General features: G+C 72.2%; 22 protein-coding genes, 1 tRNA gene and 1 pseudogene. 12 read left to right on the top strand and 12 right to left on the bottom strand.

The window, feature by feature from the left end; translation table 11 throughout:
- Positions 1–45: 45 nt before the first annotated feature.
- Genes M8C17_RS09180 through M8C17_RS09165 form a run of 4 tightly spaced genes read left to right on the top strand, consistent with a single transcriptional unit; the run spans position 46 to position 5,640 of the window.
- Positions 46–1,215: an acetyl-CoA carboxylase biotin carboxylase subunit family protein gene (locus tag M8C17_RS09180; protein ID WP_252415974.1), complete on the top strand. Its 1,170-nt coding sequence runs from the start codon at positions 46–48 to the stop codon at positions 1,213–1,215.
- Entirely contained in the window at positions 1,212–2,837 is a 1,626-nt protein-coding gene (locus M8C17_RS09175) for an IucA/IucC family siderophore biosynthesis protein (protein WP_252415973.1), read from the top strand. Before M8C17_RS09180 ends, M8C17_RS09175 begins: the two co-directional genes overlap by 4 nt.
- Positions 2,834–4,432, top strand: a complete 1,599-nt coding sequence (locus tag M8C17_RS09170) for an IucA/IucC family siderophore biosynthesis protein (RefSeq protein ID WP_252415972.1) — start codon at positions 2,834–2,836, stop codon at positions 4,430–4,432. Before M8C17_RS09175 ends, M8C17_RS09170 begins: the two co-directional genes overlap by 4 nt.
- Entirely contained in the window at positions 4,429–5,640 is a 1,212-nt protein-coding gene (locus M8C17_RS09165) for an alanine racemase (protein WP_252415971.1), read from the top strand. Before M8C17_RS09170 ends, M8C17_RS09165 begins: the two co-directional genes overlap by 4 nt.
- A 5-nt stretch (positions 5,641–5,645) precedes the next feature.
- Here the strand turns inward: M8C17_RS09165 and M8C17_RS09160 are convergent, their stop codons facing one another.
- Positions 5,646–6,206: an NADPH-dependent FMN reductase gene (locus M8C17_RS09160; protein ID WP_252415970.1), complete on the bottom strand. Its 561-nt coding sequence runs from the start codon at positions 6,204–6,206 to the stop codon at positions 5,646–5,648.
- 445 nt (positions 6,207–6,651) lie between these two features.
- Between M8C17_RS09160 and M8C17_RS09155 the strand changes: the two genes are divergently transcribed.
- Positions 6,652–6,727 (top strand) — tRNA-Arg (locus M8C17_RS09155).
- Between the two features lie 272 nt (positions 6,728–6,999).
- Here the strand turns inward: M8C17_RS09155 and M8C17_RS09150 are convergent.
- From M8C17_RS09150 to M8C17_RS32280, 4 genes and pseudogenes are all read right to left on the bottom strand, one after another.
- Entirely contained in the window at positions 7,000–7,605 is a 606-nt protein-coding gene (locus M8C17_RS09150; protein WP_252415969.1) for a class I SAM-dependent methyltransferase, read from the bottom strand.
- Positions 7,606–7,733: 128 nt separating this feature from the next.
- The gene (locus tag M8C17_RS09145; protein WP_252415968.1) at positions 7,734–8,495 is read right to left on the bottom strand and encodes a hypothetical protein; all 762 of its coding nucleotides are present in this window, start codon (positions 8,493–8,495) and stop codon (positions 7,734–7,736) included.
- 835 nt (positions 8,496–9,330) lie between these two features.
- On the bottom strand, positions 9,331–9,930 hold the full coding sequence (locus tag M8C17_RS09140) for a ClpP family protease (RefSeq protein ID WP_252415967.1): 600 nt from the start codon (positions 9,928–9,930) through the stop codon (positions 9,331–9,333).
- Positions 9,878–10,479: pseudogene (locus M8C17_RS32280) on the bottom strand (helix-turn-helix domain-containing protein). The gene M8C17_RS09140 and the pseudogene M8C17_RS32280 overlap by 53 nt, the downstream one beginning before the upstream one ends.
- A 186-nt stretch (positions 10,480–10,665) precedes the next feature.
- Between M8C17_RS32280 and M8C17_RS09130 the strand changes: the two are divergent.
- On the top strand, positions 10,666–11,679 hold the full coding sequence (locus M8C17_RS09130) for an NAD-binding protein (RefSeq protein WP_252415966.1): 1,014 nt from the start codon (positions 10,666–10,668) through the stop codon (positions 11,677–11,679).
- Between the two features lie 17 nt (positions 11,680–11,696).
- On the opposite strand, the gene M8C17_RS09125 is transcribed toward M8C17_RS09130, so the two are convergent.
- Positions 11,697–12,185: a MarR family winged helix-turn-helix transcriptional regulator gene (locus M8C17_RS09125; RefSeq protein WP_252415965.1), complete on the bottom strand. Its 489-nt coding sequence runs from the start codon at positions 12,183–12,185 to the stop codon at positions 11,697–11,699.
- 82 nt (positions 12,186–12,267) lie between these two features.
- Here M8C17_RS09125 and M8C17_RS09120 point away from each other — a divergent pair, with 82 nt between their 5' ends.
- The gene (locus M8C17_RS09120; protein WP_252415964.1) at positions 12,268–12,912 is read left to right on the top strand and encodes an FMN-dependent NADH-azoreductase; all 645 of its coding nucleotides are present in this window, start codon (positions 12,268–12,270) and stop codon (positions 12,910–12,912) included.
- Between the two features lie 68 nt (positions 12,913–12,980).
- Here M8C17_RS09120 and M8C17_RS09115 read toward each other — a convergent pair whose 3' ends face one another.
- The 3 genes from M8C17_RS09115 to M8C17_RS09105 all read right to left on the bottom strand — a co-directional run bounded on the left by M8C17_RS09115 (position 12,981) and on the right by M8C17_RS09105 (position 17,662).
- Positions 12,981–14,015: a 2-oxoacid:ferredoxin oxidoreductase subunit beta gene (locus M8C17_RS09115; RefSeq protein WP_252415963.1), complete on the bottom strand. Its 1,035-nt coding sequence runs from the start codon at positions 14,013–14,015 to the stop codon at positions 12,981–12,983.
- A complete protein-coding gene (locus tag M8C17_RS09110) occupies positions 14,008–15,855 on the bottom strand; it encodes a 2-oxoacid:acceptor oxidoreductase subunit alpha (protein ID WP_252415962.1) in 1,848 nt (615 codons plus the stop codon). The genes M8C17_RS09115 and M8C17_RS09110 overlap by 8 nt, the downstream gene beginning before the upstream one ends.
- Positions 15,856–16,228: 373 nt before the next feature.
- Positions 16,229–17,662, bottom strand: a complete 1,434-nt coding sequence (locus M8C17_RS09105; protein WP_252415961.1) for a hypothetical protein — start codon at positions 17,660–17,662, stop codon at positions 16,229–16,231.
- Positions 17,663–17,789: 127 nt separating this feature from the next.
- On the opposite strand from M8C17_RS09105, the gene ndhC reads away from it, so the two are divergent.
- A complete protein-coding gene (ndhC, locus tag M8C17_RS09100) occupies positions 17,790–18,167 on the top strand; it encodes an NADH-quinone oxidoreductase subunit A (protein WP_252415960.1) in 378 nt (125 codons plus the stop codon).
- Positions 18,168–18,234: 67 nt separating this feature from the next.
- Here ndhC and folP read toward each other — a convergent pair whose 3' ends face one another.
- Entirely contained in the window at positions 18,235–19,104 is an 870-nt protein-coding gene (gene folP, locus M8C17_RS09095; protein WP_252415959.1) for a dihydropteroate synthase, read from the bottom strand.
- A gap of 152 nt (positions 19,105–19,256) precedes the next feature.
- On the opposite strand from folP, the gene M8C17_RS09090 reads away from it, so the two are divergent.
- From M8C17_RS09090 to M8C17_RS09075, 4 genes are read left to right on the top strand one after another with little or no spacing between them, the layout of a single operon-like run.
- Positions 19,257–19,883 (top strand): DivIVA domain-containing protein, encoded by a 627-nt coding sequence (locus tag M8C17_RS09090; RefSeq protein ID WP_252415958.1) that lies wholly within the window; start codon positions 19,257–19,259, stop codon positions 19,881–19,883.
- A complete protein-coding gene (locus M8C17_RS09085; protein WP_252415957.1) occupies positions 19,880–20,377 on the top strand; it encodes an SRPBCC family protein in 498 nt (165 codons plus the stop codon). The genes M8C17_RS09090 and M8C17_RS09085 overlap by 4 nt, the downstream gene beginning before the upstream one ends.
- Positions 20,378–20,417: 40 nt before the next feature.
- Positions 20,418–20,999 (top strand): DNA-3-methyladenine glycosylase I, encoded by a 582-nt coding sequence (locus M8C17_RS09080; protein WP_308209393.1) that lies wholly within the window; start codon positions 20,418–20,420, stop codon positions 20,997–20,999.
- 13 nt (positions 21,000–21,012) lie between these two features.
- On the top strand, positions 21,013–21,636 hold the full coding sequence (locus M8C17_RS09075) for a hypothetical protein (protein WP_252415956.1): 624 nt from the start codon (positions 21,013–21,015) through the stop codon (positions 21,634–21,636).
- Here M8C17_RS09075 and M8C17_RS09070 read toward each other — a convergent pair.
- A complete protein-coding gene (locus tag M8C17_RS09070) occupies positions 21,633–22,874 on the bottom strand; it encodes a DUF1501 domain-containing protein (RefSeq protein WP_252415955.1) in 1,242 nt (413 codons plus the stop codon). The two genes, M8C17_RS09075 and M8C17_RS09070, sit on opposite strands and share 4 nt — an antisense overlap.
- Positions 22,875–22,890: 16 nt before the next feature.
- Positions 22,891–24,189, bottom strand: a complete 1,299-nt coding sequence (locus tag M8C17_RS09065; RefSeq protein ID WP_252415954.1) for a DUF1800 family protein — start codon at positions 24,187–24,189, stop codon at positions 22,891–22,893.
- Between the last annotated feature and the right edge of the window lie 5 nt (positions 24,190–24,194).

Genomic DNA, 24,194 nt, shown 5'->3' with positions numbered 1-24,194 from the left:
TAGGCTATCCTAATCGCGACGATCGTCGCCGTCGACGGAGGCCGTATGCGGCTGTACATGACCGCGCTCAATCCCACCGACGCCGTCCTGGAGGGCTTCCTTCCCGCGGCGGCCTCGCTCGGACTGCCGGTCACCGTGCTGACCGACCGGCCAGAGCAGTGGCCGGCCGGCCTGCCGGTGGCGCGGTGCGCGATCCGGGACGCGGCAGCGGTGGTCGCGGCGGCGGCGGCGGACCCACCGGCGGCGCTACTGTCCAACAGCGACCACCTTCAGGAGGTCACCGCGATCGCCGCCCGCAAGCTCGGCCTGCCCGGCAAGGACCCCGACGCCGCCCGCCTCTGCAAGGACAAGGCCGCCGCCCGCCGGGCGATCGCCGCTGCCGGGCTCGACCTGGTCCGCACCGTCGCCGTCGACCCCGGTGTCCCACCCGCCGTGCCGGCCGAGATGTTCCCGGCGGTGGTCAAACCCCGCGAGGGGGTGGCCAGCGAGGACGCCTATCTGGTCACCGACCACCGGGAGTTGGCTGCCCGGGTGGCCGAGATCCGCGGCCGGCGGCCGGAGGTCGCACTGGTGGTCGAGGAGTATCTCGCCGGGGAACTGCGGACACACGAGACCCTCGGCGACGGTACGGCGCTGGCCGTCCTCGGCGGGTGGCGTACCCACCTCGGCCCGCCACCGACCTTCACCGAGGAGTCCCTCGACTGGTCGCCCCCACCGGGGCACACCAGCGCCCAGCTTCGGGCGTGCCTCGACGCCCTCGGGGTCAGCTTCGGCGCCTGCCACACGGAGTACGTCGTCCAGGACGGCCGGATCCGGCTGATCGAGGTGAACTACCGACTGATCGGCGACCGGATGGACCTGATCCTCGCCGAGTTGCTCGGTGTGCCTCTGTTCGAGTACGTCATCCGGCTGCACCTCGGCGAACCACTGGCCGCCCTCGGCCTGCCCACCAGCGTCGATCGGTACGCCCGGGTGGAGTACGTCTGCGCGGACCGGTCGGGCCGGCTCGCCGCCGCACCCGGCCCACTGGACACTGTCGACGGTGGAGTCCGGCTGGGCTGCCGTCCCCTGCGCGAGGTGGGTCGCACCGCCGAGCGCACCGGCACCAACCGTGACTACCTCGCCGCGCTGCACGGGATCGGCCCCGACCGGGAAGGCGTCCGGGCGTCGCTGGCCGCCTTCCGCCGTGACCTGCACTGGACCATCGTCGAGTGAGTGACGACTGCGAGCGGGACGTGTTCGTGCGGGTGCTCGACGCCCTGCTGCGCGAGGACCACCTCGGTCTGCTCAGCAGGGGTCGGCCGGACGGCCCCGACTGGTGGGAGGTGCCGCACCACGGCGGGCTGCTGCGGATCCCGGTCCGCGCGGACGGCTTCCAGCAGGCCCTGAGCAGCGCCGCACCGATGATGCTCGTCGTCGTGGACGGAGTCACCCGTCGGACGGACACCGTCGACGGCCTGCTGAGCGTCCTGGGTCCGCACGGAGACCTCGAGGCCGAGGCGGGCTGGCGGGACTTCGGTGCCGAGTGCCGGGCCGACCTTCGGGCACGGCGGCTGGCCGCTGCGGCCGGGCCACGGGTGTTCGCCCAGGTGGCGGCCGAGCGGACGATCAGCCCCACGGGCCTGCCGGGAGCACTCCTGGACGACGTGCTCGCGGCGCACCACGGTCATCCCGTCTATCCCACCGACCGCTCCCGGCAGGGGCTCAGCGACGACGAGCTGCTCCGCTACGCCCCCGAGCACGCGCCGCGTCTCCGGCTGAGCTGGTTCGCCGCTCCCGCCGAGGCGGTGCGGCTCACCGGTGACCTTCCCTCCTGGTGGCCACGGGCGCAGCGTATGGACCAGATGCTGATGCCGGTGCATCCGCTCATCGCGGCACGCGACGCGCTGCCGGTGGCGGACGTGCCGACGTTCTCCGCGCGGCCCACCCTCTCCATGCGGACGGTGGCGCTCGACCACGACCCGTACCTGCATCTGAAGCTGCCGTTGCCGACGGCGAGCCTCGGCGCCCGCAACCGGCGGACACTGCAACCCGGCTCCCTCGCCGACGGTGCGACGGTCGCCGGGCTGCTCGATCGGATCGCCACCGGGGAGCCGGCCTTCGCCGGCCGGATCCGGCACGCCGACGAGGGCACCTACGCCCACGTCGACGGCGACGAGCGCCGCAGCTTTCTGCTGCGCCGGTTCCCGCGCGACCTGGCCGCCGTCCACGTGGTGCCGGTCGCGGCCCTCGCCGCACCCGACCCGGTCGCGGGTACGGTCCTCGAACGGATCAGCGCCGGGCGGCCCGCGGCGTTGCTGGGGTCCTACCTGGACATCCTGCTCGACTGGCACGTCCACCTCTGGCTGCGCCACGGCGTCGCCCTTGAGGCGCACCCGCAGAACATCCACCTGCTGGTACACCCCGACGGCACGGTCGGCCTGCTCTACAAGGACAACGACGGCGCCCGTCTGGACCTCCGGCACGGCGGCCCCGGCGGGCTCCCACTGCGGGACGAGCGGATGTGGGTACGTCACCCGCAGGAACTGGCCGACGTGTTCATCACCATCACCCTGCACCTGGCCGCGGCGGCGCCCCTGATCGCACTGGCCGCCCGAGGGTTGCGCGTGCCGTCACCGGCCGAGGCGCTGGCGCCCCGGCTGGCCGAGGCCCGTGACCGCTGGGGCGACGGGCCGGCAGCACGCTCCTTTACCGAGCATGTCCTGCAGGCGTCCCGACTACCCATCAAGGCGATGCTCACCGCCGGCACCCTGCTGCCCAAGCAGCGGCTGGGCTGCGCCGACATCAACAAGTACTACCGGCGCACCGGCCCGAACTACCTCCGGGAGACACGATGACGGGGGCACAGTTGCGCTCCCGGCCGGGCGTCGAGACCGGTCAACCCGCCGACCTGGCCGCCGCGCATGCCGTGTTCGGCTGCGTGATGCGCGAGATCGCCCTGCCCGACGGCGACACGACGGTGGTCGGCGGCACGGCGCGTCTGCTGCTGCGGCACCTCGACGTGACGCTGCGCTGCGCCGTCGCGCGAACCTCACCACTGGGCGCGCACCGCTACACCGGCCCGGTGCAGCGGATGACCGGCGGCGGCCGGTGGGAAGACCTGGACGCGGACGGGCTGGCCGGCCTGGTCGCTGCCGAACTGGCCGCCCGTACCGGCCTGGTGAACGACGAGTTCGTCGGGCAGGTCCGGGCCAGCCGCGACACCATGGCCCGGCTGCTCGCCGAGCGCCCGGCACAGGACCCCACCCCCACCGGTGAGCCGGCCATCGACGCGTACGTCGACTCGGAACAGTCGCTGGTCTTCGGTCACCCGCACCATCCCGCCCCGAAGTGGCGCAGCGGCGATCCGGACACCTGGCGGGAGTACGCGCCGGAGCTGCGTACCGCGTTCCGACTGCACTGGCTCGCCGTGCCGGACGATCTCGTCGCCGGCGCCGGGCCGTTCGACCCGCTGATCGCCGCCCTCGACCCGCCGCGGCCCCCGGCCGGGCACCGGGTGCTGCCGGTGCACCCGTGGCAGCTCTCGCTGATTCCGCCCGCCGACCCACGACTGCGCCACCTGGGCGCGGCCGGTGTCCCGGTCCGGCCGACGGCGAGTGTCCGCACCCTCTACGCCCCCGACGCCGACCTGTTCGTCAAGGCCAGCCTGCACGTACGGATCACCAACTGCCTGCGCAAGAACGCGCGGTACGAACTCACCGGCGCGGTCGCCCTCACCGACCTGTTGGCCAGGGTGCCGATGCCGGCCGGGGTCGGGCTGCTCGCCGAGCCCGCCTACCGGACCGTCGACGCCCCGGGCGCGGACGAGGCGTACGGGACGATCCTGCGCACCGGGCTCCGCCCGCACCTGCGACCGGGGGACACCCCGATCCTGGCGGCGGCGCTGGCCGCCGCGCCGCTGGCCGTACCGGATCCGGTGGCCTGGTGGCGGGCGTACGCCGAACTGCTGGTGCCGGCGGTGCTGCGCTCCTGGCTCAGCCACGGCGTCGTGCACGAGGCGCACCTGCAGAACGTGGTCGTGGTGCTCGACCGGAACCGCCATCCGGTACGGATGCTGCTGCGGGACCTGGAGGGGGTCAAGCTGGACACCGATCGGTGGACCACCTGGCCGGACGGCGTCCCACCGCAGGTTGGCTACGGCCCTCGGGACGCTCGCCGGCGGATCGTCTACTGCCTCTTCGTCAACCACCTGGCCGGCATCTGCGGTGCGCTCGCCGACGCGCGGCCGGGGGTCGAGCGGCGGCTGTGGCAGGAGCTGCGTGCCGTCGTCGCGGCGGTGGCCGCCGACCTCGGTGACCCGGCCGAGCTGCGCGCGCTGCTGAGCGGGGAGCCGCTGGTGGCCAAGGCGAACCTGCTGGTTCGGTGGCGACGCGACGCCGACCGTGCCGCGCCGTTCGTGCCGGTGCCGAACCCGATGGGCGGGCCACGATGACCCGACCGGTCTACGTCCACGACCTCGACGGGCTGGCCGCGCAGGCCCGCACCATCCGCGCGGCGCTGCCACGGCGGGTCGAGTTGCTGTACGCGGTCAAGGCGAACCCCGACCCGGGTGTGCTGCGCACCCTCGCCCCCGTCGTCGACGGCTTCGAGGCCGCCAGTCGCGGTGAGCTGCGCAGACTGGCCGAGGTGCTACCGGGGCAGGCGCCGGCCGCGTACGCCGGCCCCGGCAAGACCGACGAGGACCTCGCCGCCGCCCTGGACGCCGGGGTGCGTCGCATCCACGTCGAGTCCCCGGCCGAGCTGCGGCGCCTCGGCGCGCTGGCCGTCGCCTCCGGCCGCCCGGCCCGGGTGCTGCTGCGCGTGAACCTGCCGGTGGACGCTCCCGGCGCGAGCCTGGTCATGGGCGGTGGACCCAGCCCTTTCGGGATGGATCCGGCTGACGCGGTGGAGTGTGCCCGCCGCCCACCAGCCGGCATCGAGGTACGCGGGATCCACGCCCACCTGGCCAGCGGGCTGGACGCGCCGCTCGCCGGGGAGGTCGCCGCCGCCGTGGCCCGCTGGTCGGTCACCGAGGTCGGTGCCGCCGAGGTCGACGTGGGCGGGGGCATGGCCGTCGACTACACCGACCCGGCGGCACGGTTCGACTGGGCGGGCTACGGTCGAGCGCTGGCGAAGGTCCTCGACACGTACCCCCGTCTGCGGCTGCGCATCGAGCCGGGCCGGTCGGTCACCGCCTACTGTGGGGCGTACCTGACGGAGGTCGTCGACGTGAAGCGCTCCTACGGCGAGTGGTTCGTGGTGGTGGCCGGCGGCACCCACCACCTGCGCACACCCGCCGCGAAGGGGCACCCGCAGCCGTTCACCGTGCACCGGCGGCGGCAGGCCGACGGCCCGCGTACCGACGGAGGGCCGGTCACCGTGGTCGGGCAGCTCTGCACCCCGAAGGACGTGCTGTCCCGCTCGGCCACCGCCGGGCCGATCGGCGTGGGAGACGTGCTGGCCTTCGCCATGGCCGGGGCGTACGCCTGGAACATCAGCCACCGCGACTTCCTGCTGCACGAGCCGCCGCTGTTCCGTACCGGTGATCCGCAGGAGGTGGCCGCGGACTGGGCGGCCCGACCGCTGCGGCCGTGGCCCCGACCTCGGCCGCGGGATGAGCGCGCATCCCGGCGTCCGGACGGCGATCAGGTGGCTCAGTAAGGTCGTTACCTGGTACGCAGCGGCGCGAGCGCCTTGCTCCACGTCACGACCTGGTCGAAGGTGGCGTTCAGCGCGTCCCGCTGGAAGTCGTTGGGCTTGAAGACGCTGAAGTTCTCGAAGTCGGTGAAGAGCGACAGCGCCACCTGGGAGCGGACGTCGGCCATCTGCAGCTCACCGGAGATCAGCCGCAGGTGCTCGACCGCGCGGGCACCGCCGACAGAGCCGTAGCTGACGAACCCGACGGCCTTGTTGTTCCACTCGGCGTAGAGGAAGTCGATGGCGTTCTTCAGGGCCCCGGAGGTCGAGTGGTTGTACTCGGGCGTCACGATGATGAAACCGTCGAACGAAGCGATCTTGCTCGCCCACTCCAGCGTGTGTGTCTGCTGGTACTGGCCCATCGACGGCGGGTACACCTCGTCCAGGTGCGGCAGCTTGTAGTCGAGCAGGTCGACGAGCTCGAACTCGGCGTCCGTGCGCTGCTGGGCCACCTCGTACACCCACTGGCCCACCGCCGCGCCGTTACGCCCCGGCCGGGTGCTGCCGATGATGATTCCGATCCTGGTCATGGCACTTCCTCCTGCGCTGAAGTAGAGGTCCTTGCTGGCGGGGCAACGGTACGTCAACAAATTGCTTCGTCAAGCAAGTAAGCCGGACTCATGTCCACCGTCACATCGCACCGGACGACGACCCCGCGCGGGGCCACAACCGCTTAATCCGGACGAACAGGACCGTCACCAGCAGCACCGCAGGCAGCGCCCTCCTGTCGGCCGTCAACAACCCGGCCGGCACACCGCGATCTTGGTGGTGTGCGCGGTGCGTGCTCCCCATCGGATGCCCAATCGGGGTCAACAGGCCAGCGTGGTTGAGCGTGGCCGACCGCGTACGTACACCGGGTCGTCTGCTCGGGGTGTGGCCCTGGGCTGGGAGAACAGGGGTTCAGGTGACGTGGGCGAACGTGGCCCACTCCCTGCCACCCAGGTGAGCGCCCAGGTCGTTAGACTAGGCGCTCGCGCCCTCGTAGCTCAGGGGATAGAGCATCGGTTTCCTAAACCGTGTGTCGCAGGTTCGAATCCTGCCGGGGGCACCAGGTCAGAGTTCCGATCACCACCGATCATCAGCTCGTACGGGTAGCCCGCAGAGGCGTCACTCCGGCAGCCAGGATCGGGACGCGAGGTCGTCGCGCTCCCTTGGGGTCATCTTCTGGTACGCGTTACGGCTACCCGACCTCGGGCGCCTGCTCATGCCCGCCGAAGGTACCAACGAGGGTCACGCCGCCACTGCCCTCCGTAGGGCCATACATACCCGACGGAGCCTCACCAGGCTCACGCCCGGTGCGACGGGCAGGGATGGCTGCTCAGGTCATGCGGTTGCGACTGCCGCGATGGCGGCGTGCGGTCGATGAGTGCCGTCGCTGGGCCGCTGCAGGCGCTCAACCTCCGCGAAGCCGGCTCGAGTCAATCGCTCGGAGACCTCGTCGAGGGGCCAGCGATACGCCGTCACAACTTTGTGGTCGAAGGCGGCGACCTCGTCACCGACGAAGAGACCGAGCACCAGCGCACCGCCCGGCGCCATTGCCCGCCGGAACTCAGCGAGCATGCCGTCGAGACGGTGCGGCGGGAAATGGATCAACGAATACCAGGCCAGGATGCCGGCGATGGAGTGGTTGGCGACGTCGAGGTGCTCTATCGACCCGAGTTGGTAGCTACCGTCGGGGTGAGTCGCCTGCGCATGGGCGATGAACTCGGGGACCATGTCGATCCCCCTTGCGTCGACGCCAAGCGAGCGAAGGTGCCCGGTGATGTGGCCCGGCCCGCAGCCCAGATCGAGCACCGCACCAGGTCGGCCCGCCAGATGTCGCCCGATGAAGGCGAGGTCGTCGGCGTGTACCTGCTGGCTGGTACCGAACAGCCCGATGTAGAGCTCTGCGACGGACGAGTATGCCTGCCGGACGTGTTCGATCTGCACCGCAGGACTATATGAGCTGTCGCCGACCGCTGCCCCGGAACCCTCGTCCACGGGGTCAGTCTGCCGGCTGAGACAGGGGGGAGCGCCGTCGGCGACATCCGACGGCGCTCCCCTGACGACGTGACCGGTCAGAAGAACTTGTACATCTCCTCGGAGGCGCTCTCGGTCTCGCTGGCCGGCGGCGCGGTCACCGTCACCGGCTTGCCGAACTCGCTCATCTTCATGTCGGTGACGAGGTCGCCGAGGGTCTTCGTGGCGATCGTGTACGACAGCGCGGTGAGCCGGCCCTCGCCATCGACGGTCGCTTCGAACGGGATGGCCTTGGGGTCCTTCGCCAGCTTGGCGGACGACTCGATGCCCTCACGCATTCCACCGTCGGCGCTGGCGGCGGCGGCCGCCTTCTCGAGGTCGGCGGTGCCCTTGTAGCGGCCCTCGCCGGTTGCCTCGGCCGTCACGATGCCGCCGATCAGGCCGGTCTGCGACTTGAGGTCGAAGGACTGGCGCAGCGAGCTGTTCGGGCGCAGCTTGTTGAGGTCGATCTTCATCCACGGCTTCTCGCCTTCCAGCGAGTCCGACTTGATGTACGCGGCGTCCCCGATGAGCCGGGCCTCCATCGGCTCGGGGGCGTTGCCGGTGACGTGGATCGCCTTGGCGGCCGGGTCCATCTTTCCGTTGAGGGTGATGGACTGGTTGCCGGCCTTCACCGAGGCGTCCATGCTGACCGTGCCGGCGAGGCTGCGATCCATGGCCTGCTGGACGGCCGTGACCGGGTCGGCCGCGGACGTCGCGGGAGCGGTTGAGTTCTGGGCGGAGTCGCCGGAGTTGGTGCCACAACCAGCCACGAGGGCGGCGGCGAGGGCGATCGAAATGGCAGGGATCAGTCGACGCATAGACGTGACCCTAACGGTCGACCGCCAACCGATGTGCCACCCGGCTCCGGGAGCCGGTCCGTCGTGCCTGTCTGCGTGCGCCGACAGTCCGCAGTGGCCAGTCAACCGAGGGGCCTGCCAGTGAGCGGCACGCATTCACGGCAGTCTCTGTAACGAGAATCCGCCGAAATGCGCTGCGCCTCGCCAGCCCTTCGCATTCCCACCGCCGGGAATAGGCTTCGACGTATCCAGGGCTGGCACCGCTGCGGCCTGTCCGTGCCTGGTTGGACGCGGATCGAGGGGGTCGCGTCCGACCTCGGCGCGGGTCACCGTTGGACCTGTCGGAGGAAGTCGTGCGTCGTACCCCATTGCTCGTCAGCCTGACCACCGTCGCGCTTGCCGTGGCGGTCGCCGGCGCCACACCGGCGTCGGCGATCAACACCTACAACGCTGTGCCCGCGCCGGAACGCACCGAGGTGGGCGCTTTGATCGTGCAGTGGGACCGCGACGGTGACCCCGCCACGCCGGATGTCGTCGACTGGTCCTGCTCCGGCACGATGATCGACCGTGACGTCTTCCTGACCGCGTCGCACTGCACCACCGACTGGGCGCCGGGCGCGCGGTTCTACGTCTCGCTCGACCAGGACGTGGAGGCCGCTCTCGCCGAGGCCAGGGCCGCCGGGCTCAGTCCCGAGCAGGTGGCCGCAGCGGTCGCCGTCGAGGGCACCGAGCACACCAACCCGGCCTACCCCGGTAACTCCGCAGACTCGCAGGACATCGCGGTGGTCACCTTCGACGCTGGTCAGGCCGCTGAGCTGGACCGCAGGTGGGACTTCACGCCGGCCGCCACCGCTGCTCAGACCGCCGGTAGCTGCTCGGCCCGGCTGAGCACCTGGTCGATGAGGCCGTACTCGCGGGCCTGCTCGGCCGTGAACCAGCGGTCCCGGTCCCAGTCCCGCTGGATCTCGTCAAGAGTCCGTCCACTGTGCTGGGCGATCAGCTCCTGCATGGTCCGCTTCACGTGCAGCATGTTCTCCGCCTGGATGGTGATGTCCGAGGCGGTACCGCCCATCCCACCCGACGGCTGGTGCATCATGATCCGCGAGTGGGGCAGCGCGTACCGCTTGCCGGCCGCGCCGGCGCAGAGCAGGAACTGCCCCATCGAGCCGGCGAACCCGAGCGCCAGCGTCGCCACGTCGTTGCGGACGTAGCGCATCGTGTCGTAGACCGCCATCCCGGCGGTCACCGAGCCGCCCGGCGAGTTGATGTAGAGGTGGATGTCCCGATCGGCGTCCTCGGCGGCGAGCAGCAGGATCTGCGCGCAGATCTGGTTGGCCGACTCCTCGGTCACCTCCGTGCCGAGGAAGACGATCCGCTCCCGCAGTAGCCGCTCGAACACCTGGTCACCGAAGGACGGCTGCCCGCCGTCCAGCATCCGCACGCCGTACCCGATCATTCGCCGCCGCCTTTCGCCGTGCCGGCGGGCGGCGGGACCGCCCGGTGGACCGGCCCCTCCAGCGTGCGTCCGGCGGCGGTGCCCGGCCCAGGGGTTCTGCCGCCGGCAGATCCGCCGACGGCAGAAAGAGGCGGGCTACGCGGCGGTCAGTTGCCGCGCGCTCAGGACCGGCTCGCCCATTCCCGGCCCGCGGTGCAGGACCAGCCCACCGGTACGCGGGCCCACCAGCAGCGTCGCGTTACCGCTGTCGTGCCGCGTCACCTCGACCCGCTCCAGCCTGGTCAACATCGCCCGCGGGGCGGCCGGCAGGCGGGGCTCGACCCGGCGCATGTCGTCACGGGCTTCACCGAGCAGGTCGGAGAGGCTGATGCCGAGCGCCCGGCAGATCGCCGCGAGCACCTCCGAGGAGGCTTCCTTGCGCCCCCGCTCGACCTCCGAGAGGTAGGGCACGGAGACGTCGGCCGACTGGGCCACCTCGCGCAGCGTGCGGCCCTGACGCTGGCGGTGGCGGCGCAGCACCCCGCCGATCACTCGTCGCAGCAACGACATGCGGGCCTCACTCTCGCGGTCGTCGTCCAGGGACAGCCCCATCATGCCCGCTTGCGGCCGTCCGGGCCGACCCCTGGGGCGACTTGGCGCGGCGGGCGCACGTCCGTGCGCCACCCGGACGTGCGGTGAGCGGCGTACCCGCTATGTTGTGGTCGTGCAGGCGACGGTCGTGGAGCAGGTTCGACGGTGATCCATTTTCCCGCGCAGCGCCGGGGCCCGCTGAGCGCCCTGAGCCTCCGGCTGGCCGCCGCCCTGGGTCTGGTCTTCGCCGTGGTAGCCGCGGTCTACCTGGATCGGGACGGCTACCGCGACGTCAACGAGGACGGCCTCACCCTGCTCGACTGCTTCTACTACGCGGTCGTCTCCCTCTCCACCACCGGCTACGGTGACATCACGCCCGCCGCACAGTCGGCGCGTCTGGTCAACGTCCTCTTCGTCACCCCGGCCCGGGTGCTCTTCCTGATCATCCTGGTCGGCACCACCCTGGAAGTCCTGACCGAGCAGTACCGGACCGGCCGTCGCCTGTCGCGGTGGAGGAGAACCGTGAAGGACCACGTCATCATCTGCGGCTACGGCACCAAGGGCCGCAGCGCGGTCTCCGCTCTCATGGAGAACGGTCTGGACCGGTCGAGGATCGTGGTGGTGGAACGCAGCGGCCCCGCCCTGCGGCAGGCCACCTCCGCCGGGCTGGTCGCCATCGAGGGCTCGGCGACCCGGTCGTCGGTCTTGGAGGAGGCGCACGTCCGGACTGCGAAGGCCGTGATCATCGCGACCGACAGCGACGACGCCTCGGTGCTGGTGGCGCTGACCGTGCGGCAGGTCACCGCCGGGCAGGTCCGCATCATCGCGGCCGCCCGGGAGGCCGAGAACGCCCCGCTGCTCAAGCAGAGCGGCGCCCACCACGTGATCGTCTCCTCCGCCACCGCCGGCCGGCTGCTCGGCCTCTCCACGTCGGCGCCGCCGCTCATCGACGTGGTGGAGGACCTGCTCACCCCGGGTCAGGGAATGGCGCTGGCGATGCGTTCGGCGGAGCGGGACGAGGTGGGTCGCTCCCCTCGGGAACTGGACTCGCTGGTGATCGCCCTGGTCCGGCGGGGCAAGGTGGTCACTCTGGCCGACCGGGCCGGCGCGATCATCGAGACCGGCGACATGCTGGTGCACGTCCGCGACGACCGCCCCCAGTCTGCCGCCACGGTCTGAGCCGCCCCCCGGCGGCGTCAGCAGGTGTCGGAGGACGTCTCGTCCTCGTGAATCGCCGTGCTGCAGATGACCGTCGTCCCGGTGGCGGCCTGCCGGAGCAGTAGGTAGAGCCTCTCCCTGTCGGCGGGCTCCAGTGCTCCCAAAACCTCGTTTTCGGCACCGGCGAGGGCACATTCGGCCTCGTTGAGGCGTTTCGCCCCATCCTCGGTCAGCTCGACGACGTGCCGGCGACGGTCCTCGGGCGAGCGCCGCCGCTCGATCAGCTGCTTCGCCTCCAGGTCGTTCAGCAGCCCCACGATGTTGGTGCTGTCCATCTCCAGGGTGCTGGCGAGCGCCTGTTGGCTGATTCCGTCGCCGTCTCGCAGCACGGTGAGCGCAACCAGATGCCGTGGCCGCAGGCCGAGTGGCGCCAGCACCGACTCCGATCGCAGCCGCATGCGCCGGGCCAGATGGTCCAGTAGCGCGCCCGAGCGGTGCTCCGACGGAACGAGCGGCTGGGCGGACATGTGACCCAGTCTACCCAGTCGACGAAACATCGGCCTGCTATAAATGGTTGGTGCTACACAGACGATCCTTGGAGGAGTAATGATGAACCTGCTGCATATCGATTCGAGCATCCGCGGCGACTGGTCGGTCAGCCGCCGGCTCACCGCCCGCGCGGTCGCCACCTGGCGGGCCGCCCACCCGGACGGCGTGGTGACCTACCGTGACCTGGGCGCCGAGCCGCTGCCGCACCTGGACGCGGCGAGTGGCCTGGCCCGGATGACGCCAACCGACCAGCACACCCCGGCGCAGCGCGAGTCGTGGGAACTCAGCGAGCGGCTGGTCCGCGAGGTGCAGCAGGCCGACGTGGTGCTGCTCGGGCTGCCGCTCTACAACTACGGCCCACCGAGCAGCGTCAAGGCCTGGGTCGACCACCTGATCCTGCCCGGGTTGGCCTACGACCCGGCCGGCCAGGAGGGCCTGCTCGGCGGACGGGAGTTCGTCGTGCTGGCCACCCGAGGTGGCGGCTACGGCGAGGGCGCGCCCCGCAACGGCTGGGACCACGCCGAGCCATGGCTCCCGCACGGCCTCTCGATGACCGGCCTGGAGCCGCGCTTCATCACCACCGAGCTGACCCTCGCCCCCGAGGTTCCGGCGATGGCCGACCTGATCCCGCTGCACGAGGCGAGCCTCGCGGCGGCCGAGAAGGAGATCGACAACCTCTGGTTGCCCGCCTCCGCCCAGCGCTGAGCAGCAGCACACACGACGAGAGCGGCCGCCCCCACCAGGGGACGGCCGCTCTCGTCATGCCGTACGGGTCAGATGATCGTCCAGGTGTCGCCGCTGCCCAACAGGCCGGCGAGCTGCTGCTCGGGAGTCTCCGTGACCTTCGCCTTGGCGGCGGCGAGCTGGCTCTGCACCACGCTGTCGTACGAGGGCCGGTCCACCGAGCGGAAGACCCCGATCGGGGTGTTGCGCAGGTCCAGACCGGGCAGCCGGGACAGCGCGAAGGCGTACGCCGGGTCGGCGACCGTCGCGTCGTGCACGACGATCTCCTCCGGGCGGACCGAACTGGTCTCCCGGACCTCCAGGCCGAACCCGCCCGGCGGGTGCACCACGCAGAACCGCCCGTCGGTGCCGAAGGTGATCGGCTGCCCGTGCTCCAGGCGGATCAGGTAGTCGTCCCGGGTGCCCGGATCCTTGAGCTGGTCGAACGCCCCGTCGTTGAAGATGTTGCAGTTCTGGTAGATCTCCACGAACGCCGAACCCTGGTGCTCGGCGGCCGCCCGCAGCACCGACTGCAGGTGCTTGCGGTCGGAGTCGATGGTCCGGCCGACGAAGCTGGCCTCCGCGCCGAGGGCGAGGGAGAGCGGGTTGAACGGGGCGTCCGCCGAACCGGCCGGAGTCGACTTGGTGATCTTGCCGACCTCGGAGGTGGGCGAGTACTGCCCCTTCGTCAGCCCGTAGATCCGGTTGTTGAACAGCAGGATCTTGAGGTTGACGTTGCGCCGCAGCGCGTGGATCAGGTGGTTGCCGCCGATGGAGAGCGCGTCACCGTCACCGGTGACCACCCAGACCGACAGGTCGGGCCGGGACACCGAGAGGCCGGTGGCGATCGCCGGGGCGCGACCGTGGATCGAGTGCATCCCGTACGTGTTCATGTAGTACGGGAAGCGGGACGAGCAGCCGATCCCGGAGACGAAGACCGTCCGCTCCCGAGGGATGTTCAACTCGGGCATGAACTGCTGGATGGCGGCCAGGATGGCGTAGTCACCGCAGCCGGGGCACCAGCGGACCTCCTGGTCGGACTTGAAGTCCTTGGCGGTCAGCTTGAGGGCGACGGGCTCAGACATTCTTCAGCACCTCTTCCAGCGTCGTCTCCAGCTCCGTGGACGTGAACGGCAGGCCGCGGACCTGGTTGTAGCTGATCGCGTCGACCAGGTAGCGGGCCCGGATGACGTGGGCGAGCTGGCCCAGGTTCATCTCCGGAATGACCACCCGGTCGTAGGAGCGCAGAACCTCACCGAGGTTGGCCGGCATCGGGGCCAGGTGCCGCAGGTGCGCCTGGGCGATGGACAGGCCACGCTGGCGGATCCCTCGGCACGCCGCACCGATCGGGCCGTACGTCGAGCCCCAGCCGAGCACCAGCACCCGGGCGTCGCCGTCCGGGTCCTCCACCTCGATGTCCGGCACCGGGATGGTCTCGATCCGGGCAGCCCGGGTGCGCACCATGAAGTCGTGGTTGGCCGGGTCGTAGGAGATGTCGCCGGTCTTGTCGGCCTTCTCCAGCCCGCCGATCCGGTGCTCCAGGCCCGCCGTGCCCGGGATCGCCCACGGTCGGGCCAGCGTCTCCGGGTCGCGGAGGTAGGGCAGGAAGGTGGTGCCGTCCTCGCCGTTGGGCTCGGAGGCGAACTCCACCCGCAGGTCCGGCAGGGACTCGACGTCGGGCAGCAGCCAGGGCTCGGAGCCGTTGGCGACGTAGTTGTCCGATAGCAGGATGACCGGCGTGCGGTAGGTCAGCGCGATTCGCGCCGCCTCCAGCGCGGCGAAGAAGCAGTCCGACGGTGACCGGGGCGCGATCACGGCGACGGGCGCCTCGCCGTGCCGGCCGTAGAGCGCCATGTTGAGGTCGGCCTGCTCGGTCTTGGTCGGCATGCCCGTGGACGGGCCGGCGCGCTGCACGTCCACGATCACCAGGGGCAGCTCCAGCGCCACCGCCAGGGAGATCGTCTCGCTCTTGAGCGCCACACCCGGACCGCTGGTGGTGGTCACACCGAGCGAACCGCCGTACGACGCCCCCAGCGCGGCGCCGACCGCGGCGATCTCGTCCTCCGCCTGCATGGTGAGCACGCCGAAACGCTTGTGCTTGCTCAGCTCGTGCAGGATGTCCGACGCCGGCGTGATCGGGTACGCCCCGAGGAAGACCGGCAGCCCGGAGCGGACCCCGGCGGCGACCAGGCCCAGCGAGAGTGCCGCGTTGCCGGTGATGTTGCGGTAGGTGCCCGGCTGCATCTTCGCCGGCTTGACCTCGTAGCGGACCGCGAAGTCCTCGGTGGTCTCGCCGAAGTTCCAGCCGGCCCGGAAGGCGGCCACGTTCGCCGCCACCAGCTCCGGGCGCGCCGCGAACTTGCGCTCCAGGAAGCGCAGCGTCGACTCGTACGGCCGGGAGTACATCCAGGAGAGCAGGCCGAGGGCGAACATGTTTTTCGACCGCTCGGCGTCCTTCTTGGACACCTCGTGGGTGGCGAGCGCGCCGACCGTCATCGAGGTCAGCGCCACCGGGTGCACGACGTAGCCGGCCAGCGAGCCGTCGTCGAGCGGGCTGGTCTGGTAGCCGACCTTGGCCAGGCTGCGCTTGGTGAACTCGTCGGTGTTGACGATGATGTCCGCGCCGCGCGGCAGGTCGGCCAGGTTGGCCTTGAGTGCCGCCGGGTTCATCGCCACCAGCACGTTGGGCGCGTCGCCCGGGGTGAGGATGTCGTAGTCGGCGAAGTGCACCTGGAAGCTCGACACGCCGGGCAGGGTGCCGGCAGGAGCGCGGATCTCGGCGGGGAAGTTGGGCAGCGTGGAGATGTCGTTGCCGAGCTGCGCCGTCTCCGAGGTGAACCGGTCGCCGGTCAGCTGCATGCCGTCGCCGGAGTCACCGGCGAACCGGATGACCACCCGGTCGAGTTGACGGATCTGCTTGGTCACTGTGCCACCTTCGTTCGCGACTGCGGGGCTCGCAAAACCGGCTCACTCCTCGCGTTCACGCCTGCACCTCGCTCCGCTGCGCGCGGTCGCGCGGCCGGCTGAACATCATGGTGACCTCGCCTTGCCCGGCCACGGGACCTCCTTGACGCAACGCTGCAACGCACCGCCCCAGGCCGGTCCGGTCCGCTGTCGTTCCTCACCTGAGAGCCTACGTCGAATGGGCCCCCGACCCTCCCTGGAGGTCCGCCGACTGGGACCGGATCCGGCGGGGAATTGGGCTGTATTGCGGTGTTTCACCCGGCCCGCCGTAATCCAGATCACCGTCGACGTCCCGCCGGCCACCTTGTAGGCCGGCTGGCGGGTGTCGCACTGGTCAGTCGGTGGGCGCGGCGGTCGGCCCGGCCACCCGGTCGCTGAGCCGGCGACGCAGCGAGGTGGTGGCCAGCACCAGGGCCAGCACCACCAGCAGGGCGGAGACCCCGATCAGGATGGCCGCGGTGCGTTCCACGGAGGCCATCGGGCCGTCGTGGGAGGCACCCCCTCCGGACAGCACGCCCTGGGAGCCGGTCGGCGCGGGCGGTGAGACGACCGGGGTGGCCAGCGCGGCCGCCGCGGTGATCCGGAAGCTCATCTGGACCTGCCGGGTCGAGCCTCTGCGCGGGTCGAGCTGGCCGATCACGGCACCGGACAGCGGCGCCTCCCGCTGGGCCTGCGGCGTCGCCTCAACCGGCAGCCGCAGCTCGACGGTCCTGCCCGCCGCCACGGAGCCGGCGTCGCAGCGGGTTCGGGTGGTGTCGACCGCCACGCAGCCGGCCGGTGGGGTCGGCACGCTCACGCCGGCCGGCAGGACCACCTCGACCTGGCCGGCCGCGTCCGCCTCGCCGGTGTTGCCCAGCCGGACCGTGAGGGTGCTCGGTGCGCCGCTGATGTCGAAGGCCACCTCGTCGGCGTCGAGCGAGATCCCCGAAACCGGCGGCCCGGGCGGGAAGAGCACCGCGAAGCCCTGGTCGTCGGTCGCCTCGCCGGCCACTCCCGGCGCTTCCGCGGCCACCTGCACGGATCCGCTGAGCGGCATCTGCCGCCAGGCGTTGCCGGCGACCCGCAGCCGGAGCAGGCTGCTGAACCGGGCGCCCGGAGCGGTTGTCCACGCCCCGCAGCGGTACGCGCGGAGGCCGGTGGCGGCGCATCCCTTCGTCCCGGCGTCGGTCAGACCCTCGGGCAGCCGGTACGACAGTCGGATCCGCTGGGCGGCGATGCCGGTGTTGGTCACCGTGACCCGCAGCGTGGTGATCGTGCTGGCCGCGTTCCAGTACGCGCCGGTGACGGTGACGTCCTCGGTGGTGACCTGCACGCCGAGCGGGTTCGGCGGTGGCGCCTCCGGGCCCGGCGCCGGTGGGCGGACCGGGGGCACCGGCGGCCGGGGGGTGGGTGGGCGGCTGGTGGCGCCCGGGCCGGGAGCGGTGGTGGTCGGTGCCGGTGGCACGTCCGGCGCGGTGGTCACCGGGGCCGGGGGCGTCGTCTCCGGCGGTGGCGCGGTGGTCTCCGGTGCCGGGTCGGTCGGCTCTGGATCACCACCCGGCTCGTCGGTCGGGGTGGGCTCCTCCGCCGGGGTTGTCTCGGGGTCCGGCTCGGGCTCCGTCGCCGGGTCGGTCACCCCCGCGACCGGGGTGGCCTCGGGCAGCGCGGCGCTGGCCCAGGCCGGCCCCACGGCGAGTGCCGCGAGCAGGCCGAGCGCGAGCGAGGTCGCCAGCAGGGGAGTGGGACGCCACCCCGCCCGGTGACCGGGCGTTGCCTTCACGCGGGCCATCTGTCCTCCGGTGACATGGTGAGAGTCCAATATTCGATAACAGTTGCCCTGGTGCACTAGTCCCAGCCGGAAACAAATCCGTAACGTGTTTGAGACGGCCTTTCCGGGCGGGCGGTAGGCTCCGGACGTGACCGGATACCTGGGCTCGTACGCCACGCTCGGGCTCCTGCTGCTCGCCAGCGTTCTGTTCTTCATTACGGCGTTCTCGGCCAACCGGGTGTTACGTCCTGCCCGTCCGGCTGATCCGGTCGGCAAGCGGACCAGCTACGAGTGCGGGCTCGACCCGGTCGGGGCGGACTGGGCGCAGATGCAGATCCGCTACTACGTCTACGCCTACCTGTACGTCCTGTTCGCGGTCGAGGCGGTGTTCCTCTTCCCCTGGGCCGTGGTCTTCGACCGGCCGGGATTCGGCCTGGTCACGGTGGTGGAGATGGCGATCTTCGTGGCGGTGCTCGCACTCGGCATCCTCTATGCCTGGCGTAGGAACATCCTGCGCTGGACGTGACCGGCGCGGCCTCCGGCGATCGTGCCGGTCCGCCCGGCCGTTCGCGGCCCGTTGCGGCGACGACCGGTCAGGCCAGGCCCCGTCGGGCCACCGCGGGCGGCCGGTCACCGCGGATCGAGGCGACCATGTCCAGCACCCGGCGGGTCGGCCCGACCTGGTGGGCCCGGAACACCCGGGCGCCCAGCCAGGCGGAGATCGCTGTCGCGGCGAGAGTCCCCTCCAGCCGCTCGATCACCGGCAGGTCCAGCGTCTCGCCGATGAAGTCCTTGTTGGAGAGCGCCACCAGCAGCGGCCAACCCGTGCCGGTCAGCTCGTCCAGCCGACGGGTGATCTCCAGGGAGTGCCGGGTGTTCTTGCCGAAGTCGTGCGCCGGGTCGATGAGGATCCCGTCGGGGCGTACCCCCGCCGCCACCGCGCGCTCGGCGAGCCCGGTCACCGTCGCGACCACGTCGGCGACCACGTCGTCGAAGGCGGCCCGGTGCGGTCGGGTCCGCGGAACCAATCCGCCGGCGTGCGAGCAGACCAGCCCGGCGCCGGTCTGCGCGGCCACCCGGGCCAGCGCGGGGTCGGCACCCGACCAGGTGTCGTTGAGCAGGTCGGCGCCGGCCGCCACGGCCTCCACCGCCACCTCGGCACGCCAGGTGTCGATGGAGATGACCACGTCCGGAAACGCGTCGCGTACGGCGGCGATGGTGTCCACCGTGCGCCGGATCTCCTCGGCGGCGTCCACCTCGACGCCCGGCCCGGCCTTCACCCCGCCGATGTCGATGATCGCCGCGCCCTCGTCCACCGCCCGCTCGACCGCGCGCAACGCGCTGTCCGCCGCGAAGGTGGCGCCCCGGTCGAAGAACGAGTCCGGGGTGCGGTTGACGATCGCCATCACCACCAGCTCGCCGGGGGCGAACGTCCGCCCACCCAGCCGAAGCGACCCGGCCATGCCCGCCTCCTGAGAATCCGCACCGTCGCCGCGAGCGCCGGCCGGTCCGACGCTAGCCGGTCCGCCGACAGGTGTGCCGGTCGGGCGTCGAGGCCGATCGTGATCGGGGTGGTGGGCTCGCTCACGGCCGGCCGCCATGCCACGATCAGTGCATGGGTCAGCTTCTGCTCCTCCTGGTCGTGGCATTGACCGTCGCGGCGGTGATCTTCGGCGTGACGGTGCTGGTCAGCGGCCGCGATCCCGGCCTGGTGCCGGCCGAGCCGGACTCGCAGGCCGTGCCGCTGCCCGGCAGCCGGCCGTTGCGGGAATCCGATGTGGGCGAGGTTCGTTTCGACACCGCGCTGCGCGGGTACCGGATGGCCCAGGTCGATCAGGCGATGCGCCGAGCCGCCTACGACATCGGCTACAAGGCCGAGTTGATCGGCGTGCTGGAGGCGGAGGTCACCGCGTTGCGCGAGGGACGCACCACCGACGCCGAGGCGCTGCGCCAGGCCCGTGAGCAGTCCGCCGGCGCGGCGACGACCGGCGACGACGCGACCCCGGTCGGCTCGGCCGGCACCGGCACCCTTCCCGACGCCACCTCGTCTCCTGCGGATTCCGACGGCGTGGCGCCGGCCACCGGCGAGCCCACCACGGCCCATGCCGGCTCCGCCGGCACCGACCCGCTGCCCGATGCCACGTCCTCTCCCGCGGATTCCGACGGCGTGGCACCGATCGTCGGAGAGCCGGCCGGCGACGGCGCCCAGCACGGCGCGGTGGTGCGGTCGGAGAGCGGGTGATCGGCCCGGAGGGCTCCGACGATCTTCACGAGGCGGCGCAACCGGGTGCCGGCGAGGTGACCGCCACGGTGATCGTCGAAGCCCCGGCGCAGCGGGTCTTCGCCGCGCTGCTGGCCTGGGAACGCCAGTCCGACTGGATCCCGTTCACCCGCGTGCGGGTGGTCGAGGGCGACGGCCGCGAGGGCAGCCGGATCGAGGCGGTGACCACGCTCGGCCCGGCCGTGCTGCGCGACGAGATGCGGGTCGTCCGGGTCGACGAGCCGTACGAGATCGGCGTGGTGCACTGCGGCCAGCTCCTTCGCGGCCCGGGTGTGCTGCGCTGCACCCAGATGGACCGGGACCGCACCCAGGTGGTCTGGCACGAGTGGTTCCACCTGCCGGGCGGCCGGGCCGGTCAGCTGGCGTGGCCGGTGCTCTGGCCCGGTTCCAAGGTCAGCCTCACCCAGGCGCTGAAGAGGTTCGCCCGTCTCGTCGAGCAGGGCCGGCTGCCCTGACCCCGGTGGCGTGTCGGTGGGATGCCCTAGCGTGTACGAGGTGACTGACCTGGTGATCGGCGCCGACGGGCTGCCCCGCTGCGCCTGGGGGGCGAGCACCCCGGACTACGCCGTCTACCACGACACCGAGTGGGGGCGGCCGCTGCGCGGCGACGACGCGCTCTACGAGCGGATGACCCTGGAGGCGTTCCAGTCCGGCCTGTCCTGGCTGACCATCCTGCGCAAGCGTCCGGCGTTCCGGCTGGCCTTCGACGAGTTCCGGATCCCGACCGTCGCAGGCTACGACGACGCCGACGTGACCCGGCTGCTCGCCGACGCTGGCATCGTCCGCAACCGGGCCAAGATCGAGGCGGCGATCGCCAACGCCCGCGCGGCGCTGGACCTGCCCGACGGGCTCTCCGCGCTGCTCTGGTCGTTCGCCCCGGCGCCCCGGCCGGCGCGCCCCGCCTCGTTCGCCGAGCTCGCGGCGATCACCCCCGAGTCGACGGCGATGGCCAAGGCGCTCAAGAAGCGCGGCTTCCGGTTCGTCGGCCCGACCACCGCGTACGCGCTCATGCAGGCCACCGGCATGGTCGACGATCACATCGTCGGCTGCCACGTCACGCTCCCGGCGGCGGCGTGATGGGATTGCGGGCATGACGACCGAGACCGCGCACCGGGCCGGCGAGGCCGGCCACGCCGACGGGACGGGCACCTGGGCCGTGCTGCTGCCGGCGGAACGGTACGAGGCCGAGCGGCTCGTGCACCACGACGCGCTGGAGTTGACCGGGCTGACCGACGTCGGCCGGCCGGGCCCCGGTGACCGGGTGGCGGTGCTGGCCGACGCACCGCTGCGGCTGGTGGCGCTCGGCCGGGTCACCGCCCCGGGCCGGCGGCACCGGGAAGACCCCGACGACCCCCAGTCCCCGAACGAGCCCGGGACGCTCGTCGTGGCGTACACCCGGCGGGCCTTCGACGAGCCGGTGCCGGCCGAGCGGCTGACGCTCGACGGGCCGGTCACCGCGCTGGATCCGGCCGCCTTCCGGGCGCTGGCCGACCGGCTCGGCCCGCCCCCGGCGCGGCGCACCTGGCTGGTCAGCCTCGACCTGCCCATCGAGGCCGGCACGCCGGCCGAGGCGGTCCGGCTGTTCTGGTCCTACGTGCAGGAGCTGGGGCCGCGCGAGCTGCCCGCCTTCGTGTCGCCGTCCGGGGACGAGCTGGCCATGCAGGCGTTCGTCCTGGGTGCCGAGGCCAACCAGGACCCGGAGGAGGACGACTAGAACAACCCGGCCAGCCGTCCCCGCCAGTCGGCGAGCACCGGGCCCGGATCGGTGTCCAGCACCCGCTCCAGCAGCGTGGCGTAGACGTCCCGGAAGTCGGTGGTGTACTTCAGGTCGCCGTCGTCGAGGTCGGTGAGGCTGGGTGCCGCTCCGTGCCAGCCGCCGCGCACCCCGGCCCCCAGCAGCAGCATGTCCGACGCGGTGCCGTGGTCGGTTCCGTCCGAGGCGTTGGCCCGGACCCGGCGGCCGAACTCCGAGTAGACCGCCACCACGACCTTTCGCCCCGCCTCGGTCCGGCTCATCCGGTCGGCGAACCCGGTCAGCGCCCGGTCCAGCTGACCCAGCAGGACGGCCTGCAACTGCTTCTCGTCGGCGTGCGTGTCGAAGCCACCCAGCGACACCGAGAAGACCCGGGTGGACACGCCGGCCTCCACACACTGCGCGACCAGATCCAACTGCGCGTCCAACGGCGTCCGGCCTCCGCCGGTGGCCGTCGCCGGTGCCTGCTCGCCGTCCGGGTCCGCCGCGTCCGCGTCGGCGGAGTCACGCACCTGGCGGATCATCTCGTCGACGGATCGCAGGTCGGCGAAGCAGGCGGCGGCCCGGCCCCGGGCGGCGGACTCACCCGCCTCGGCGGCGGCGAGCGCGGCCAGCGTCTCGGCGGGCAACCCCCTGGCCGCTTTCCGGTCCGTCACGGGCACCGCCGCGCCTGCGCTGCGCGCGCCCGCCAGCAGCGGCGGGAGCGCCGGTTCGAAGGAGACCGCCAGCCGGGGATCCCCGCCCGCCAGGTCCAGCCAGCGACCCAGCCAGCCGGTGTTGCCCGGCCGGTCCGGCTGCGCGGTGTGCCAGATGTCCATCGACCGGAAGTGACTGCGGTCGGGCTTCGGGTAGCCGACCCCGCGCACGATCGCCAGCCCGCCGCCGGACCAGCGCTGGTGCAGGCCGGCCAGGGCCGGGTTGAGGCCGAAGTCGTCGTCCAACCGCCGCACCTCGCCATCCGGGTACGCCAGCTCCGGGCGGGCCGCCCGGTAGGCCGGGTCGCCGTCCGGGATGACGGTGTTCAGACCGTCGTTGCCGCCGTAGAGGGTGACCAGCACCAGCGTGCGGGACTGCGGATCGCGGTCACCGGCGGTGTCCAGCAGGTCCCGCAGGCTGTACGCGCCAGCCCCGGCGGCCAGCGCGCCCGCGCCGACCACCCCACTGGTGAGCAGGAACCTCCGTCGGGTCAGGGTGTCCATCGGTCGACTCCTCCGCTCAGCTGACGGTGTACTCGGGGCTGACCAGGCCGGCGGCCAGGAGCTTGCGGGGCTCGCCGGCCAGGGGCGTCAGGGCCGCCCGGGTCCGGGCACCCCAGCCGTCGACGACCAGCAGGCGGGCCAGGGCGTCCGGCCGGCCGGCAGTGGGCGCGGCGGTCAGCCGGGCCAGCACCGCCGGTGCCGTGGTGGCGGCCAGCATCCCGGCCATCCGGAGCCGGGCCTGCAACGACGAGGTGGTCAGCCAGGCGGCCCCGGCCGGCCAGCCGCCCACGCTGGGCGGTCGCAGCGGCACCTGGTCCAGCGCGTTCAGGCCACCCAGCAGTTGTTTCCGTTGCTGCTCGTTCAGAGCGGAGGGTCGGATGCCGAGCTGCCGCAGCGCGCCGACCATCCACTCCACCGGTTGCTTGACGAGGGTTCCCCGGGTCGCCACGAAGGCCGTCGACGAGAAGAGCGCGCGCAGGGTGGTGGCGGTGTCCGCGCCGGCCAGGTCGGCCGGCGCCGGGACATCGGTGCCGGCGTAGCGGAACCAGAGCCGGCGTGCCACGAACGCCACCGCGGCGGGTTGAGTGGCCAGCAGGCCGGCGTACGCCTCGGCGTCGAACCGGCCACTGCGCCCGAGGATGGTCTTCTCCCCGGGGTCGTGCCGGCGGGTCTCGAAGCGGGCGACGCCGCTGCGCCGGTCCACCACCCAGCCGGTCAGCGCCCGGGCGCCGGCCTTCACGTCGGCCTCGGTGTATCCGCCGATGCCGAGGGTGAACAGCTCCATCAGCTCGCGGGCCAGGTTCTCGTTCGGCGCCTTGCGGGTGTTCTTCTGCCCGTCCAGCCAGAGGATCAGGGCCGGGTCGCGCACCATCGCGGCGATCAGCGGCCCCAGTGGCCCGCGCCCGTGGCGGCGCAGCGTCTCCAACTGACCCAGCATCAGGTGGGCGGATCTGACCTTCTGCGCGCTGGTTGCCCAGTGTCCGTGCCAGAAGAAGAGGAGCTTCTCGGTCAGCCCGTCCTCGGCGGCCACCATCCGGTCCAGCCACCAGAGGGTCAGCCGCTGGAGCTGTTCCCGGCGCTCGGCGTTGGCCTGCTGCCGCTGCTCGCGGGTGGACTCGCCGGTCAACCGGGCGTACGGGTCCGTGCCCAGTGCCGGCGGCGGGGTGGCCGCCGCACCCCGGTCGGGGCGGACCGGGGTGAGCAGGTTGTCCAGGGCCGCCGCCGGTCCGGCGCGTTCGGCCGCGTCCACCTCGTCGGCGGTGGGCCCGAAGGTGGCCCGGCGCAGCAGGTGCGCCACCGCTTCACGATCGCTCATGTGGG

The organism is Micromonospora sp. RHAY321 (assembly GCF_023896955.1).
Classification (GTDB): domain Bacteria; phylum Actinomycetota; class Actinomycetes; order Mycobacteriales; family Micromonosporaceae; genus Micromonospora.
Note: the sequence above shows the minus strand (reverse complement) of the source record. Positions and strands in the feature narration are given on the sequence as shown.

Coding starts and splice junctions, on each gene's coding strand:
- M8C17_RS09180 (WP_252415974.1), top strand. CDS start 46: ATGCGGCTGTACATGACCGCGCTCAATCCCACCGACGCCGTCCTGGAG.
- M8C17_RS09170 (WP_252415972.1), top strand. CDS start 2,834: ATGACGGGGGCACAGTTGCGCTCCCGGCCGGGCGTCGAGACCGGTCAA.
- M8C17_RS09165 (WP_252415971.1), top strand. CDS start 4,429: ATGACCCGACCGGTCTACGTCCACGACCTCGACGGGCTGGCCGCGCAG.
- M8C17_RS09160 (WP_252415970.1), bottom strand. CDS start 6,206: ATGACCAGGATCGGAATCATCATCGGCAGCACCCGGCCGGGGCGTAAC.
- M8C17_RS09145 (WP_252415968.1), bottom strand. CDS start 8,495: ATGCGTCGACTGATCCCTGCCATTTCGATCGCCCTCGCCGCCGCCCTC.
- M8C17_RS09140 (WP_252415967.1), bottom strand. CDS start 9,930: ATGATCGGGTACGGCGTGCGGATGCTGGACGGCGGGCAGCCGTCCTTC.
- M8C17_RS09125 (WP_252415965.1), bottom strand. CDS start 12,185: ATGTCCGCCCAGCCGCTCGTTCCGTCGGAGCACCGCTCGGGCGCGCTA.
- M8C17_RS09120 (WP_252415964.1), top strand. CDS start 12,268: ATGAACCTGCTGCATATCGATTCGAGCATCCGCGGCGACTGGTCGGTC.
- M8C17_RS09115 (WP_252415963.1), bottom strand. CDS start 14,015: ATGTCTGAGCCCGTCGCCCTCAAGCTGACCGCCAAGGACTTCAAGTCC.
- M8C17_RS09105 (WP_252415961.1), bottom strand. CDS start 17,662: ATGGCCCGCGTGAAGGCAACGCCCGGTCACCGGGCGGGGTGGCGTCCC.
- folP (WP_252415959.1), bottom strand. CDS start 19,104: ATGGCCGGGTCGCTTCGGCTGGGTGGGCGGACGTTCGCCCCCGGCGAG.
- M8C17_RS09090 (WP_252415958.1), top strand. CDS start 19,257: ATGGGTCAGCTTCTGCTCCTCCTGGTCGTGGCATTGACCGTCGCGGCG.
- M8C17_RS09075 (WP_252415956.1), top strand. CDS start 21,013: ATGACGACCGAGACCGCGCACCGGGCCGGCGAGGCCGGCCACGCCGAC.
- M8C17_RS09070 (WP_252415955.1), bottom strand. CDS start 22,874: ATGGACACCCTGACCCGACGGAGGTTCCTGCTCACCAGTGGGGTGGTC.
- M8C17_RS09065 (WP_252415954.1), bottom strand. CDS start 24,189: ATGAGCGATCGTGAAGCGGTGGCGCACCTGCTGCGCCGGGCCACCTTC.